The 13,996-nt window shown below is 68.4% G+C and carries 12 protein-coding genes; 8 read left to right on the plus strand and 4 right to left on the minus strand.

Annotated elements, in window-relative coordinates:
- Positions 1–126 precede the first annotated feature (126 nt).
- Entirely contained in the window at positions 127–822 is a 696-nt protein-coding gene (locus tag DFR69_RS33070) for a GntR family transcriptional regulator (protein WP_110041635.1), read from the plus strand.
- Between the two features lie 62 nt (positions 823–884).
- Here the strand turns inward: DFR69_RS33070 and DFR69_RS33075 are convergent, their stop codons facing one another.
- Positions 885–1,679, minus strand: a complete 795-nt coding sequence (locus DFR69_RS33075) for an enoyl-CoA hydratase/isomerase family protein (protein WP_110041636.1) — start codon at positions 1,677–1,679, stop codon at positions 885–887.
- A 177-nt stretch (positions 1,680–1,856) separates the two neighbouring features.
- Between DFR69_RS33075 and DFR69_RS33080 the strand changes: the two genes are divergently transcribed.
- The 4 genes from DFR69_RS33080 to DFR69_RS33095 are packed head-to-tail and all read left to right on the plus strand — an operon-like array spanning position 1,857 to position 5,932.
- On the plus strand, positions 1,857–3,017 hold the full coding sequence (locus DFR69_RS33080; protein ID WP_110041637.1) for an acyl-CoA dehydrogenase family protein: 1,161 nt from the start codon (positions 1,857–1,859) through the stop codon (positions 3,015–3,017).
- A gap of 34 nt (positions 3,018–3,051) precedes the next feature.
- The gene (locus DFR69_RS33085) at positions 3,052–4,266 is read left to right on the plus strand and encodes an acetyl-CoA C-acetyltransferase (protein ID WP_110041638.1); all 1,215 of its coding nucleotides are present in this window, start codon (positions 3,052–3,054) and stop codon (positions 4,264–4,266) included.
- Positions 4,263–4,715, plus strand: a complete 453-nt coding sequence (locus DFR69_RS33090; protein WP_110041639.1) for a MaoC family dehydratase — start codon at positions 4,263–4,265, stop codon at positions 4,713–4,715. Before DFR69_RS33085 ends, DFR69_RS33090 begins: the two co-directional genes overlap by 4 nt.
- Positions 4,716–4,735: 20 nt before the next feature.
- Positions 4,736–5,932 carry an acyl-CoA dehydrogenase family protein gene (locus tag DFR69_RS33095; protein ID WP_110041640.1) on the plus strand — a complete coding sequence of 399 codons (1,197 nt, stop codon included), beginning with the start codon at positions 4,736–4,738 and terminating at the stop codon, positions 5,930–5,932.
- Between the two features lie 137 nt (positions 5,933–6,069).
- On the opposite strand, the gene DFR69_RS33100 is transcribed toward DFR69_RS33095, so the two are convergent.
- The 3 genes from DFR69_RS33100 to DFR69_RS33110 form a co-directional block, all read right to left on the minus strand.
- Positions 6,070–8,022 (minus strand): AMP-binding protein, encoded by a 1,953-nt coding sequence (locus DFR69_RS33100; protein ID WP_110041641.1) that lies wholly within the window; start codon positions 8,020–8,022, stop codon positions 6,070–6,072.
- A 31-nt stretch (positions 8,023–8,053) separates the two neighbouring features.
- Positions 8,054–8,533 carry a MaoC family dehydratase gene (locus DFR69_RS33105; protein ID WP_110041642.1) on the minus strand — a complete coding sequence of 160 codons (480 nt, stop codon included), beginning with the start codon at positions 8,531–8,533 and terminating at the stop codon, positions 8,054–8,056.
- A gap of 90 nt (positions 8,534–8,623) precedes the next feature.
- The gene (locus tag DFR69_RS33110) at positions 8,624–9,778 is read right to left on the minus strand and encodes a CaiB/BaiF CoA transferase family protein (RefSeq protein WP_110041643.1); all 1,155 of its coding nucleotides are present in this window, start codon (positions 9,776–9,778) and stop codon (positions 8,624–8,626) included.
- 103 nt (positions 9,779–9,881) lie between these two features.
- Between DFR69_RS33110 and DFR69_RS33115 the strand changes: the two genes are divergently transcribed.
- The 3 genes from DFR69_RS33115 to DFR69_RS33125 all read left to right on the plus strand — a co-directional run bounded on the left by DFR69_RS33115 (position 9,882) and on the right by DFR69_RS33125 (position 13,958).
- Positions 9,882–11,933, plus strand: a complete 2,052-nt coding sequence (locus DFR69_RS33115; protein WP_110041644.1) for an acetate--CoA ligase family protein — start codon at positions 9,882–9,884, stop codon at positions 11,931–11,933.
- A 21-nt stretch (positions 11,934–11,954) separates the two neighbouring features.
- On the plus strand, positions 11,955–12,773 hold the full coding sequence (locus tag DFR69_RS33120) for an acyl-CoA thioesterase domain-containing protein (protein ID WP_110041645.1): 819 nt from the start codon (positions 11,955–11,957) through the stop codon (positions 12,771–12,773).
- 84 nt (positions 12,774–12,857) lie between these two features.
- Positions 12,858–13,958 (plus strand): lactonase family protein, encoded by a 1,101-nt coding sequence (locus tag DFR69_RS33125; protein WP_110041646.1) that lies wholly within the window; start codon positions 12,858–12,860, stop codon positions 13,956–13,958.
- Positions 13,959–13,996: the final 38 nt, after the last annotated feature.

Here is a 13,996-nt window from a genome sequence, read left to right on the forward strand (position 1 = left end):
TTTAAGTAGTTTCCGCAGACCAGACGTCGGGCACGGCACGACAAGGTCGCAGCCAGGCGTAGCGCCGGAAATCTGATATATTAAGTTTTCCATGTTCGCATTCGCGAACGAGCAGTAAGGAGTGGGATGAACCGACCGACCGGGGTCCCGCCGGACAGGCGGAACCAGCCGCTTCTCGACGAGGTCACCGCCTACATCAGGGAGATGATCATGTCGGGCCAGATCGCCCAGGGTGAACACGTCCGGCCTGAACCCATCGCCGGGATCCTGGGCGTGAGCAACACGCCAATACGGGAGGCACTGCTGACTCTGCGCGGCGAGGGCCTCATCGAACTGGTCCCCCGCCGCGGGTTCATCGTCGCCTCGGTATCGGAGAATGACGTGCGCGATCTGTTCTGGTCGCAAGCGGTGTTCGCCTCGGAGCTGGCCGCCCGGGCGGCACTGGTCATCACGCCGGAGCAGATCGTCGAACTCGAGCGCATCGACGCCGCATTCGAGCAGGCGACCCACGACGGCGACACCGCGACGGTGGCCGAACTCGGCCACCGGTTCCATCGCATCATCAATCTGGCCGCCGCCTCGCACCAGCTGACCGTCCTGCTGGACAGCGTCGTCAAACGGCTGCCCAATCGGTTCTACGCCTCGATGGAGGCACATGTCGCCAGTTCTCGCGATGACCACCGGGGGCTGGTCCGGGCCCTCGCCGACCAAGACGCTGGGGCCGCGCGGGCGATCACCCAGCGCCACATCCTCGACAGCGCGGACACCGTCCTCGCCATACTCGGATCAGCCGGCGTGACAGCGGAAGTCACGTCGGCTTGATCGAGACACCCGCCATGCGCACAGGGCCCCAGGGCTGATCCCCCGGGGCCCTGCCTATCAGCTCAGAAACTCGGCGCGCGGCGCTCACGATGGGCGGCCAGCCCTTCGCGGACCTCGGGTCCGCCGAAACCGTAGAACTCGAGCGCCCAGGAGGCGTCGAAGATCGACGCCGCCACCTGGCGGTACCAGTTATTGAGCGATTGTTTGGTCCACCCGATGGCGGTGGGCGCGCCCAGAGCCAGCTCGCGGGCAACCTCGCGCGCGGCGGGCAGCAACTCGTCGTCGGTGTCGACGCTGAGCGAGACCAGACCGATGCGCTCGGCCTCGTCGCCGGTGAGAGTACGGCAGGTCATCAGGTAGTACTTGGCCTTGGCCATGCCGCACAGCAGCGGCCAACAGATGGCCGCGTGATCGCCTGCGGCGACACCCAGCCGGGTGTGCCCGTCGATGATCTTGGAAGACTTGGCCGCCACCGAGACATCGGCCAGTACGCCGGCGACCAAGCCCGCACCGACAGCGGGTCCGTGAATGGCCGAGACGATGGGCTTGGAGCAGTCGAGCAGGTTGTAGACCAGGTCGCGGGCTTCGCGCATGACCCGCGAACGCACCCCGAAATCGTCGACCATCTTGGCGATCATGTCGAAGGACCCGCCTGCCGAGAAACCTTTGCCCTCACCACGGATCAGGATCGCCCGGACCGCCGGGTCAGCGTCGAACGCACGCCACACCTCGGCCAGATCGGCGTGCGCGCCCTCGCTCACGGCGTTCAGATTGGGCCCGTCCAGCACCAGCTCGACGACGCCGGCGCCGTCGGGGCCATCCACCCGCAGATGTTCGAAGCGCTCGTAGCCGCTCATGGCGTCCTCTCGTCGTGGCGGTCCGGCGCCGAGCGCTGCCGCCTGTTGCAACTTAATATATTAAGTTACGATAGCACGGCAAAGGCCGCCCTTTGCCGACATTATGTTTGATGTTGCATAAATAGTGTGGGGTCTGGTATTGGACGCCACCCCCCGACGCTCGCAGAATCGGTGATCATGAGCAACACAGTCGACGACGAGGACTTCGCTGACATCCTCGCCCAGGTCAAGCAGTACGTACGCACCGCGGTCGTGCCCCGGGAGACCGAGATCATGGCGGCCGACCGGATGCCCGATGACATCCGGGACGCCGCCGCGCAGATGGGGCTGTTCGGCTACGCCATCCCCCAGGAGTGGGGCGGCCTCGGCCTGAATCTCTCCCAAGATGTCGAGCTGGCCATGGAATTCGGCTACACGACCCTCGCACTGCGCTCGATGTTCGGCACCAACAACGGCATCGCCGGTCAGGTTCTGGTCAACTACGGCACCGACGAGCAGCGCAAGCAGTGGCTCGAACGCATCGCCACGGGCGAGGTCGTCGCCTCCTTCGCGCTCACCGAACCCGGCGCCGGCTCCAACCCGGCCGGCTTGCGCACCCGTGCCCGCCGTGACGGTGACGATTGGATCATCGACGGCCAGAAGCGTTTCATCACCAACGCCCCGGTCGCGGACCTGTTCGTCACCTTCGCGCGCACCCGCGAACCCGTCAAGGGCGATCCGGGCATCGCGGTGTTCCTGGTACCCGCCGACACCCCCGGCATCAGCGTCGGACCGAAGGACACCAAGATGGGCCAGGAGGGCGCCTGGACCGCCGATGTCGTCTTCGACGGTGTGCGAGTGCCGGATTCGGCGCTCGTCGGCGGCGCCGAGGACGTCGGCTACAAGGCCGCGATGGTCTCACTGGTGCGCGGTCGCGTCCACATCGCCGCTCTGGCCGTCGGCCAGGCCCAGCGGGCCCTCGACGAGTCGGTCGCCTACGCCGCGGTGAACACTCAAGGTGGTGTCCCCATCGGCGATCACCAGCTCGTGCAGGCGATGCTGGCCGAGCAGTACACCGGCGTCTCCGCCGGTCGGGCGCTCGTGCGCGACGCCGCCGCCAAGTACGTCTCCGGCGAAGACCGACGCCTGGCACCCTCGGCCGCCAAGCTGTATTGCACCGAGATGGCGGGCCGGGTGGCCGATCTGGCCGTGCAGGTGCACGGCGGCACCGGCTACATGCGTGAGGTCCCGGTCGAGCGGATCTACCGCGATGTGCGGCTGCTGCGCCTCTACGAGGGCACCAGCGAGATCCAGAAGCTGATCATCGGCGGCAACCTGTTGCGCGACCAACGCGCCTGAGCCTCCCCACTCCCCCGAAAGGTCCCGCCCGACAATGCGTGATGTCGTCATCTGCGAACCCGTTCGCACACCCATCGGCCGCTACGGTGGCTCGCTGAAATCCCTCACCACCGCCGAACTCGGCGCTGTCGCCCTGCGTGGCCTGCTCGATCGCACCGGCCTGGACCCACAGGAGATCGGCGATGTCATCGTCGGCAACTGCTACCCCAGCAGCGAGGCTCCGGCTCTCGGTCGGGTCATCGCGCTCGACGCGGGTCTACCGGTGACCGTGCCGGGCATGCAGGTCGACCGCCGCTGCGGCTCGGGTCTGCACGCGGTGCTCCAGGGCGCCATGCAGGTGAGCCTCGGAGTAAACGAGCTCGTCGTCGCCGGTGGCGCGGAGAGCATGAGCAACGTGCCCTTCTACTCCACCGAGATGCGCTGGGGAATCAAGGGCTCGGGTGTTCAGCTGCACGACGGGCTGGCCCGGGGCCGGGTCACCGCAGGCGGCAAGGACTACCCCGTGCCGGGCGGCATGCTCGAGACCGCGGAGAACCTGCGTCGCGACTACAGCATCAGCCGCACCGAGCAAGATCAGCTCGCGGTCACCTCGCACCAGCGCGCGGTGGCAGCGCAGCGATCAGGGGTGTTCGCCGAGGAGATCATTCCGGTGACGGTGTCCTCCCGCCGGGGCGACACCGTCGTCGACACCGACGAGCATCCACGCGCCGACGCGACCCTCGAGTCGCTGGGTGCGCTGCGCCCGGTGCTGGGCAAACAGGATCCGGAGGCGACCGTCACCGCGGGCAACGCCAGCGGCCAGAACGACGCGGCGTCGATGTGCGTGGTCACCCACCGCGAATACGCCGAGCAGCTGGGTCTCCGGCCGCTGGTGCGGCTGGTGTCGTGGGCCGTGGCCGGTGTCGCCCCGAAGATCATGGGTATCGGCCCTGTCCCCTCGACCGAGGCCGCGCTGGCCAAGGCCGGCCTGAAGCTCGCCGACATCGACCTCATCGAGCTCAACGAGGCCTTCGCCGCCCAGGCCCTGGCCTGCACCCGGGAATGGGGTTTCGGCGCAGCCGATTTCGACCGGCTCAATGTCCACGGCTCCGGTATCTCCCTCGGGCACCCGGTCGGCGCGACCGGTACCCGTATTCTGACCACCCTGGCCAGGGAGATGCAGCGCCGCGAAGCACGCTACGGCCTCGAGACGATGTGCATCGGCGGTGGACAGGGACTGACCGCGATCTTCGAACGGGTCGGCGCGTGACCGTCTTCACCGGCCCCGACCAGGTCTCGGCGGCCGTCGGCGAAAAGCTCGGTCCCACATCGTGGTTCCCGGTGGAGCAGGCACGGGTCGACGGGTTCGCCGATATCACCGAGGACCACCAGTGGTTGCACGTGGACCAGGAGCGGGCCGCCGCAGGCCCTTTCGGTGGAACCATCTCCCACGGGCTGCTGACCTTGTCGCTGGTCCCCCACTTCGGCGCTCTGCTGTTCCGGCTCGACTTCGGCAGCGCGCGAATCAACTACGGGCTCAATAAGGTCCGCTTCCCGACTCCGGTACCGGTGGGTGCGCGCCTGCGCGCCCACGCCCAGTTCCTGGCACTCGAACCCGCGACCCAGGGTGATCTGCTGACCACCCGCTACACGATCGAGATCGAGAACGCCGCGCAACCCGCCTGCGTCGCCGAGACGCTGACCCTGCTACTGCCCTGAGAACCGATGGAGAACTACCAGTGACCCGCCTCGCCCAGACCGCCGACCTCACCGATGTGCAGATCGAGATTCTGCGCACAGTACGCGATTTCGTGAACAAGGAGATCATCCCGCACGCGCAGCGCCTCGAGCACGACGACGCCTATCCCCAAGACATCGTCGACGGGATGAAGGAGATGGGCCTGTTCGGGCTCATGATCCCCGAGGAGTACGGCGGGCTGGGCGAATCACTGCTGACCTATGCGCTGGTCGTTGAGGAGATCGCCCGCGGATGGATGAGCGTGTCCGGCGTGATCAACACCCATTTCATCGTCGCCTACATGCTGCGTCAGCACGGCACCGCCGAGCAGAAGCGCCACTACCTGCCGAAGATGGCCACCGGTGAGATCCGCGGCGCCTTCTCCATGTCCGAACCCGATCTGGGTTCCGACGTCGCCGCAATCAAGACGCGTGCGCGCCGCGACGGCAGCGACTACGTCGTCGACGGATCGAAGATGTGGCTCACCAACGGCGGCTCGTCCACCCTCATCGCGCTGCTGGCCAAGACCGACGAGGGCGCCGACACCCCCTACCGCAACCTCACCACCTTCCTGGTGGACAAGCCCGCCGGCTTCGGCGAGGTCCGCCCCGGTCTGACCATTCCGGGCAAGATCGACAAGATGGGCTACAAGGGCGTCGACACCACCGAGGCGGTGTTCGACGGCCTGCGGATCGGCGCCGATCAGATCCTCGGCGGCACACCGGGGCGCGGCTTCAGCCACATGATGGACGGGGTCGAAGTCGGCCGGGTCAATGTCTCGGCCCGTGCCTGCGGTATCGCCATCCGGGCATTCGAGCTCGCGGTGGAGTACGCCCAGCAACGCAAGACCTTCGGCAAACCGATCGCCGAACACCAAGCCATCGCCTTCAAGCTCGCCGAGATGGGCACCAAAGTCGAGGCCGCCCATCTGATGATGGTCAACGCCGCCCGGCTCAAGGATGCCGGGCAGCGCAACGATGTCGAGGCGGGCATGGCCAAGCTGCTGGCCTCCGAGTTCTGCGCCGAGGTCACCCAGGACGCCTTCCGCATCCACGGCGGCTACGGCTACTCCAAGGAATACGAGATCGAACGCCTCATGCGCGAGGCTCCGTTCCTGCTCATCGGCGAGGGCACCAGCGAGATCCAGAAGACGATCATCAGCCGCGGGCTACTGCGCGAATACAAGTCGCGCGGCTGACCCTCGGATCGACGCGGCATCCTCGGCATCAGGCCACCTACCGGCTCCTGATCGCTCCGTCCGCCCCAAACAGGTGTGCCCCCTACCGGATTCCGGTAGGGGGCACACCTGTTCACGGCCGCTCGGCGCGGCCCGCATCACCCACCGATCACAGGGATCGCCTCGATCGGGGTGGCAGGATCGAGAGACGACAGATCGCCCTGTGCCTGGCCCAGGTGCTGCGACCGGATCGCCCGGCGCATGATCTTGCCGTTCTTGGTCTTGGGCAGCGAGGTCACCACGTGCACCGTGGGCGCGAACGAGCGCCCGACGTTGACGACCGCGGTGGCCACCAGATCGCCGAATTCCGCAGCGGCGCAATCCTTCGTGCGCAACACGACAAAGGCGACGACGCGCTGGCCACGCTGCTCGTCGGGGACACCGATGACCGCAGCCTCCACGATCCGGGGATCGGTCAGCAGCGCGGCCTCGAGCTCGGCAGGCCCGACGCGGCGGCCGGAAACCTTGATGGTGTCGTCGGAGCGACCGTGCACCCGCCAGGTGCCTTCGGCGTCGACACTGGCCAGATCCCCATGGACCCAGATCCCATCCCACCTGCTCCAGTAGGTTTCCAGGTAGCGTTCGCGGTCCTGCCAGAAGGCGTGGGTCATGCCAGGGAAGGTGTTGCCCACCACCAGTTCCCCGACCGAGCCGACCACCGGTTCACCAGCGGCATCGCACACCGCGATGTCGGCGCCGGGCAGCGGTCCGTTGAACGAGGCGGGCTGCATCGGCAGGAACGGATAGCTGACCAGCAGACCACCACCGACCTCGGTACCGCCGGTGTAGTTGACAATCGGGCGCTGCTTGTCGCCGACCGTCTCGAACAGCCAGCGCCAAGTCGGTTCGTCCCACGCCTCGCCGGTGGAGGCGAAGGCGCGCAACGATTCCACGCCCGAGGGTGCCGCGCCGCCGGAGGCCGCCATCACCAGGCGGGCCGCAGTGGGCGCGATGCCCTGCAACGTCACCTTGTTCCGGGCCACGATGTCCCACAACCGGTTCGCGTCGGGATGGTCGGGCACGCCCTCTGTGAAGACCACGGTGGCCCCCAGCTGCAGGCCCGCCACGATCAGCAGGGGGCCGAGCAGCCAGCCCATATCGGCGATCCAGGCGATCACATCGTCGTCGTGCACGTCGAAGCCGTAGGCGAAGTCGACCGCGGCCTTGACCGCGAAACCGGCGTGCGAGTGCACGATGCCCTTCGGCCTGCCCGTCGTACCCGAGGTGTAGACGATGGTCAGTGGATCGTTCGCCCCGGCCGCGACGGTGGCTACCGGAGCGGGATCGGCGGCGAGTTCGTCCCAGTACCGGTCACGGCCGGTACGCAACGTGATCTCGTTGCCGAGATGCCGGACCACCAGGCAGTGCGCGACGTCGGGCGCCCGCAGCAGTGCCTCGTCGGCGGTTTCCTTGAGCGGCACGACCTTGCCGCGACGGGTTGTGCCGTCGGCGGTGACGAGCGCGACCGCTCCCGAATCCACCAGTCGCGACGCCAAGGCGTCAGCGCCGTAGCCGGTGAACGCGGGCACCGAGATCGCCCCGATCATCGCGCACGCCAGGAACGCCACCACAGCCTCGGGCACTACCGGCAGGAACAGCACCACCCGGTCGCCCCGGCCGATCCCGAGCGCGGCCAGGTTGGCCGCGAAACGCCGGACCTCGGTGTCGAGTTCGGCAAAGGTCAGCACCCGACGGATACCGTTGTCCCCCTCGTAGACCACCGCGGCTTTCCCTGCGTGGGGACCGACGGCGTGCCGCTGCGCGCACAGTGACGCCACATTGAGCGTGCCACCAGGGAACCACTGCGGGAACTGTGTGCCCGCGCTGTCGTCGCGCACCCGGTCGAAGGGCTCGGCGAACTCGACGTGGAGATCCTCGACCACCGCCCGCCAGAACCACTCCGGGTCCTCCACCGAGGTCCGGTGCAGGTCGGCAAGGGTGGCGACGTTCCAGCGACGCATCGCGTTCAGCAGTCTGCTGCGTTCGCGCACGGCGTCCGGCGGCACCCACGCCGCATCGGTAGCGGTGTCGAACAGACCTGGTCCGAGCATCGACTGTTCCTCTCTGGATTCGGGGCGGCGCTCAGGACGCCGAGGTGGCGGCCTCCGGCACAGCGGAGCGCTTGAGCATCAGTCCCGCACGGGTGCACTCGCACACGATCTCGTCGCGCTGGTTGATGCCCTGGTGCAGGAAGGTCACGATGCCCGAGTCGTCGCGGCTCTTGGACTCCCGCTTGGCGATGATCTCGGTGCGCACCCGGATGGTGTCACCGTGGAACACCGGCTTCGGGAACCGCACGTTGTCGTAGCCGAGGTTGCCCAATGTGGTCCCCTGCGTCGTCTCCGGGACGGTGATGCCCGAGACCAGGCCGAGGATGAACAGGCTGTTCACCAGACGCTGGCCGTAGATGGAGTTCTTGGAGTACTCCGCGTCGAGGTGCAGCGGCGCCAGGTTCAGCGTCATAACGCTGAACAGCGTGTTGTCGGCCTCGGTAATGGTGCGGCGGGTCGGGTGCTCGATCACCAGACCCGGCTCGAACTCCTCGAAGTACAGACCTGCCATTGTTCTCTCTCTTTCACTCGCGGCGCGCGACCTGTCGCGACGCCAAGAAGATGTGACGTTTCGGTGAGCGGGGGTCGGCTCGACGAGCCGTCAGCCCTGCACGATCGCCCCGGTGCCGCGCAGCTCATCGATCCTCGCCTCGGCGAAACCCCAGTCGCGCAACGCTTCCTCGGTGTGCTGGCCGGGTCGCGCGGCAGGGCCCTTGATGCTCGCCGGAGTCCGGTCGAAGCGGGGCGCCGGCGCGGATTGCATGATGCCGTCGTTGGCCACGAACAGCTCACGGGCGACGTTGTGTTCGTGCGAGCGGGCCTCGTCGAGCGTGAGCACCGGCGCGAAGCACGTGTCGAGGGGTGCCATCAGCCTCACCCATTCCTCGCGGGTCCTGGTCAGGAACACCTCGGCGAAGCGCGCGCGCATCGCCGGCCAGCTCGCCTGGTCGTCCTGCGCGGGAAGATCATCCGGGGACAGCCCGAGTGCTTCGACCATGACCCGATAGAAGCGGGGCTCGTTGGCGGCGACGGCGACATAGTGACCGTCGGAAGTCTGGTAGGTGCCATAGAAGGGAGCACCGCCGTCGTGCCGGTTGGATTCACGCTCCTGCCCCCACTGCCCGAGCTGGCGCAGGCCGTGGACCATCGCGCCGAGCAGGGTGGCCCCGTCGAGCATGGCCGCGTCGACAACCTGACCCCGCCCGGAACGCTGCGCTTCGAGATATCCGCACACCACGCCGAAGGCGAGCATCAAGCCGCCGCCGCCGAAGTCGCCGACGAGGTTCAGGGGAGGCATGGGCCTGCCGCCGGCGGGACCGATGGTGTGCAGCAGACCGGTCAGCGCCAGATAGTTGATGTCGTGGCCGGGCACCTGGGCCAGCGGACCGTCCTGTCCCCAGCCGGTGATCCGCCCGTAGACGAGCCGAGGATTGCGGGCCAACGTCTGGGCGGGCCCGATGCCGAGTCGTTCGGCGACGCCCGGACGAAATCCCTCGATGAGGATGTCGGCCTGCTCGGCCAGCGCGAGCACGACCTCGGCTCCGCCGGGCGCCTTGAGATCGACACCGACCGAGCGCCTGCCACGCTTGGTCACGGTTTCCAACGACACCGCATCGGGTCGGTAGGTTCGCACGTCGTCGGCTCGGTCGAGCCGGATCACCTCGGCGCCCATATCGCTGAGCATCATGGCGCACCATGGACCGGGGCCGATCGAGGCCACCTCAACCACCTTGACTCCTGCGAGCGGACCGCTCATCCGATGCCTCCATCTGCCTGGGTTCTCACACGAACATAATACATAATGTTTAAAGTCGTAACTGGAATGCGATACTGAGCATTCAGGAGAAGGAGACGATTGCATGCTGCTCGAGTACGACACGCTGGAAAGCTGCCTCGCTGCGGCCGGCGTGCCACTGGTCAGGGAACGCCTGGTCGGCGACACCGCATCGGCGGTGGCTGCCGCCGAGGAGTTCGGCGTCCCGGTGGTGCTGAAGCTGATCAGCCCGGCACTGATACACAAGGCCGATGTCGGCGCGGTCGTCCTCGACCTCATCGGCGCCGAGGCTGTCGGCGCCGCTGCCGACCGTCTGACGGAGCTGGCCGCCGAGCTCGCCCTGGGGACGGCGGGCTGGCAGATCCTGGTGCAGGAGATGGTGCGCGGCGGCACCGAGGTGTTCGTCGGCATCAAACGCGACGAAACCTTCGGGCCCGTCGTCATCGTGGGCGCCGGCGGCAGCCTGGTCGAACTGCTGCCCGACCGCGCGCTCGCCCGCTGTCCGGTCGACACCGAGCAGGCCGCCACCCTGCTGCGCTCCACCGCGATCGGCGCCGTGCTCGGCGGCTACCGGGGACAGCGCGATGTCGTCGACGAGGTCGCCGAGGTCGTCGCGGCGGCCTCTCGCCTGCCCGAGGTGCGCCCCGACCTGCTCGAGGCCGATCTCAACCCGGTCGTAGTCACCCCGTCCGGCCCGATCGTCGTTGACGCGCGCCTGGCTGTCGCCGAGGAACCCGCCCCGGCCGCCACCGCTCCCCAGGCTGTCGACCTCGACCTGCGCGCGCTGCTCGAGCCGTCATCGGTCCTCGTCGTCGGCGCCAGCGCCAGTGGCGCGGTCATGCCGGGCAACCTCGTCCTGCGCTACCTGCGCGGGCACGGCTACGCCGGACGCGTCGTCGTCGCGCACCCGAAAGCGACCGAGATCGACGGCTACCCCGCCATCGCGAAGATCTCCGACCTCGATCACGGGTCTATCGACGTGGTGTGCGTGGCCGTGCCCGCCGCCTCCTGCGCCGAGGTCCTCGATGACTGCGGGAGGGTCGGCGTCCGGGCGGCCGTGGTGCTGAGTTCCGGCTTCTCCGAGGTCGGCGCCGACGAACTCGAAGCACAACTTGCCGCCGTCGCCACCCGGCATGGCATCGCGCTGTGCGGACCCAACACGGTCGGGCTGATGAGCCCCGGCACCCGAGCCCACGTGTGCTTCAGCCAGGCCCAGTCCATGGCGAGCATTCCGGCCACCGGCCGGGTGGCGCTGGTCGCCCAGAGTGGTGCGCTCGGCGGCAGCCTGGCCTCGCAGGCATGGGAACGCGGCATCGGCATCAGCCGCTTCATCAGCGTCGGCAATCAGGCCATGCTCGGCACCAGCGACTACCTGCGTTACCTCGCGGGCGACCGGAGGACCGACACGATCGCGGTGGTGCTCGAAGGCGTCGGCGACGGCGCCGCGTTGCTCGACGCGGTCACGGCGGTCACCGCGGCGGGCAAGAAGGTGTTCGTGCTCAAGGTCGGTCGCACGGAGGCGGGGGCGCGGGCGGTCCAGTCGCATACCGGCAGCGTCGCCGGGGACTACACCGTGTACCGGGCGCTGCTCACCGGTGCCGGCGCCGTCCCGGTCGACACCATCACCGAACTGCTCGACGCGTTGGCCCTGCGCGACGCTGGGCATCGGCTGTCGCCGGCCGCCCGGATCGGCATCGTGTCCACCTCCGGCGGCGCGTGCTCGATGATCGCCGACCTGTGCGACCAGTACGGCTTCACGGTCCCGACCTTCTCGGCGGACCTGCGCACCGAACTCGGCGAGATCCTGCCGTCGTTCGCCGCGATCGCCAATCCGGTCGACGTCACCGGCCGGGTCGCCACCGAACCGGCGATCTACGGCCGGGCGCTGGCCGCGATCCTCGCCTCCGACGAGGTCGACGCCGTTGCCGTGCTGGTGACTACCGTCGCCGACCCGATGGCCGAGGAGATTGCCCGCGAGGTCGCCCGCCAGGTGGCCGCGACGCGGAAGCCGGTGATCGTGTCGTGGACCATCGCCGGGGAGCTGGCCCCGCGCGGGCTTGGCCTGCTGCGCGCGGCGGGCATTCCGATCTTCGACGATCCGGCCCGCGCCATCCACGCCGCCGCGCTGGTGAAATAGCCCTTCTCCGAAAGGAATTCGATGCGGCAGACCGCATTCTTCGACACCGACCTCGTCACTGCCGGCCTGCTACATCCCACTCCCGCCGCGGGCAGCGGCTGGGCGGGCGGCCAGATGCGGGGTATGGCGATCAGCGCGGCGCTCGCCAGGGAGGTCGAGCGTCGCGTTGCCGAACAGGGCCCGACCAGCCTGCGTCCCACCCGCTGGACCCTCGACCTCTTCCGCGCGGTGGCCATGCGCCCGTGCACCGTCGAGACCGAGATCGTGCGCGCGGGCAGGCGGCTGTGTCTGGTCGACGCCCGCCTGTGCCAGGACGGCACGCCGGTAGCGGCGGCCCGCGCGCTCTACCTGGCCGCGGGCGACGCCCGGCCGGGCCGCTGCTGGTCGGTCGACAGCGCACCGATCCCACCGCCGCCCACCTGGCATCGCGACCCGGACACGAGCCGTATCTACTACAGCGGCGACGCCGGCTGGGACGCCGACCCCGCCCGGCACCATAACACCAGCCGGAATCGGGTCTGGCACGCGGCCATCACCGTGGTCGACGGCGAGAAAGCCACCCCGTTCCAGTTTGCCTGTGCGGTGGCCGACGTGACGAACGTGGTCACCAACCTCGGCAGCCAGGGACTCGAGTACATCAACACCGACGTCACCGTCGCGTTCAGCCGACTGCCGATCGGCGACGAGATGGGGGTCTCGGCATCGGACCGTCACGAACGCGACGGCATCGCGATCGGCACGGCCGAGCTCTACGACCGCACCGGCGTTTTCGGCACCGCGACCGTCACCGCGCTCACCGCGACGCAGCCCGCCGACCTCACCGCCGCGCACAGCCGTTGAGTGTCCGAAAACCTGAACACTCCGGATCACCGGCGAACCCTAAGTTCCTGTCGACAGCATCAATCGAGCAGAAACGGACACCCGATGACGGAGCAGCAGAGCCCCCTCGATCGCCTGTATGTGGTCGCCCAGAGCGGAGGCATCGCGGCGTTCGACCTGTTCGCCGACGGTTCGCTCACGCCGCTCGCGGATTCGCCGTTCCCCACGGGGGCGGGGACCTTCTGCGTCGTCGCGAGCCCGGACCGCAGCCGGATCTACGTCGCGGCAGGGATGGGACTCGGCATGCCGATCAGCCTCCGACAGACGTTCTCACCCGAGCTGATCACCTTCGACGTCCGCGCGGATGGCGGCCTCGAGCGGGCGGCCACGCTGCGCCTCCCCCGCCGGCTCACCCCGGTCTCGATGGTGGTGTCCGATGACGGACGCAACCTCTACCTGGGCGTGGGTCGTGGTCCGGCCGGGTTCTTCTTCGGTGCGATGGCGCATTTCCGATTGGACGAGAACGGGATTCCGGCCATGGCTGGCGTCCCGGTCAGCCTCGGCAAGATCCTCGACGGCGCGGCCCAGCCGATCTTCTCCCCCGACCGGAAGAGCCTGTACGTGGCCAGCGTCATGGCGAAGGCCGTGGTGCGGCTCGCGATCCACGCCGACGGCAGTCTGTCGACGCCGGTCGACCGTACCCTGTCGACCGGGCTCTTCCCGATCACGCCGGTGTTCTCCCTCGACGGGCAGTTCTTCTACGTCGCCAACGAGCAGTCCGCCACGATCACCGGTTTCCGGGTCGGCAGCGACGGCGGCCTCACCGAGCTGCCCGGCTCGCCGTATCCGACCGGCAAGATTCCGCACAACCCGGTGTTCAGCAAGGACGGTCGCTTCGTGTACTTCGCGAACACCTTCTCCGACAACATCACCGGCTACGAGGTCCAGCCCGACGGCGCGCTCGTCCCGGCGCCGGGTTCGCCGTACGCCACACCGGTCGGCCCGGCGACGGTCACCCGCTCCACCGACGGCACCTGGCTGTACCTGGTGTCCTCGCCGCTCTTCAAGAACGGATCGCACGTGGTGGTGACCAGCTACCGAATCGAGCAGGACGGGTCACTGACCCCCTCCGGCCACGACCCAGCGCTGACCGGTCTGCGATTCGCCGACGGCCCCAGCGCCATCGCGCTTCCCGTCAGCAGCTGAGAACCACGGACGACGCCGCGCCGGAGCATTCGAATGCA

This window comes from Nocardia neocaledoniensis (genome assembly GCF_003182135.1).
Classification (GTDB): Bacteria; Actinomycetota; Actinomycetes; order Mycobacteriales; family Mycobacteriaceae; genus Nocardia; species Nocardia neocaledoniensis.

Excerpts from the sequence above, each read along its gene's own strand:
- DFR69_RS33070 (WP_110041635.1), top strand. The coding sequence starts at position 127 with ATGAACCGACCGACCGGGGTCCCGCCGGACAGGCGGAACCAGCCGCTT.
- DFR69_RS33075 (WP_110041636.1), bottom strand. The coding sequence starts at position 1,679 with ATGAGCGGCTACGAGCGCTTCGAACATCTGCGGGTGGATGGCCCCGAC.
- DFR69_RS33080 (WP_110041637.1), top strand. The coding sequence starts at position 1,857 with ATGAGCAACACAGTCGACGACGAGGACTTCGCTGACATCCTCGCCCAG.
- DFR69_RS33085 (WP_110041638.1), top strand. The coding sequence starts at position 3,052 with ATGCGTGATGTCGTCATCTGCGAACCCGTTCGCACACCCATCGGCCGC.
- DFR69_RS33100 (WP_110041641.1), bottom strand. The coding sequence starts at position 8,022 with ATGCTCGGACCAGGTCTGTTCGACACCGCTACCGATGCGGCGTGGGTG.
- DFR69_RS33105 (WP_110041642.1), bottom strand. The coding sequence starts at position 8,533 with ATGGCAGGTCTGTACTTCGAGGAGTTCGAGCCGGGTCTGGTGATCGAG.
- DFR69_RS33110 (WP_110041643.1), bottom strand. The coding sequence starts at position 9,778 with ATGAGCGGTCCGCTCGCAGGAGTCAAGGTGGTTGAGGTGGCCTCGATC.
- DFR69_RS33115 (WP_110041644.1), top strand. The coding sequence starts at position 9,882 with ATGCTGCTCGAGTACGACACGCTGGAAAGCTGCCTCGCTGCGGCCGGC.
- DFR69_RS33120 (WP_110041645.1), top strand. The coding sequence starts at position 11,955 with ATGCGGCAGACCGCATTCTTCGACACCGACCTCGTCACTGCCGGCCTG.
- DFR69_RS33125 (WP_110041646.1), top strand. The coding sequence starts at position 12,858 with ATGACGGAGCAGCAGAGCCCCCTCGATCGCCTGTATGTGGTCGCCCAG.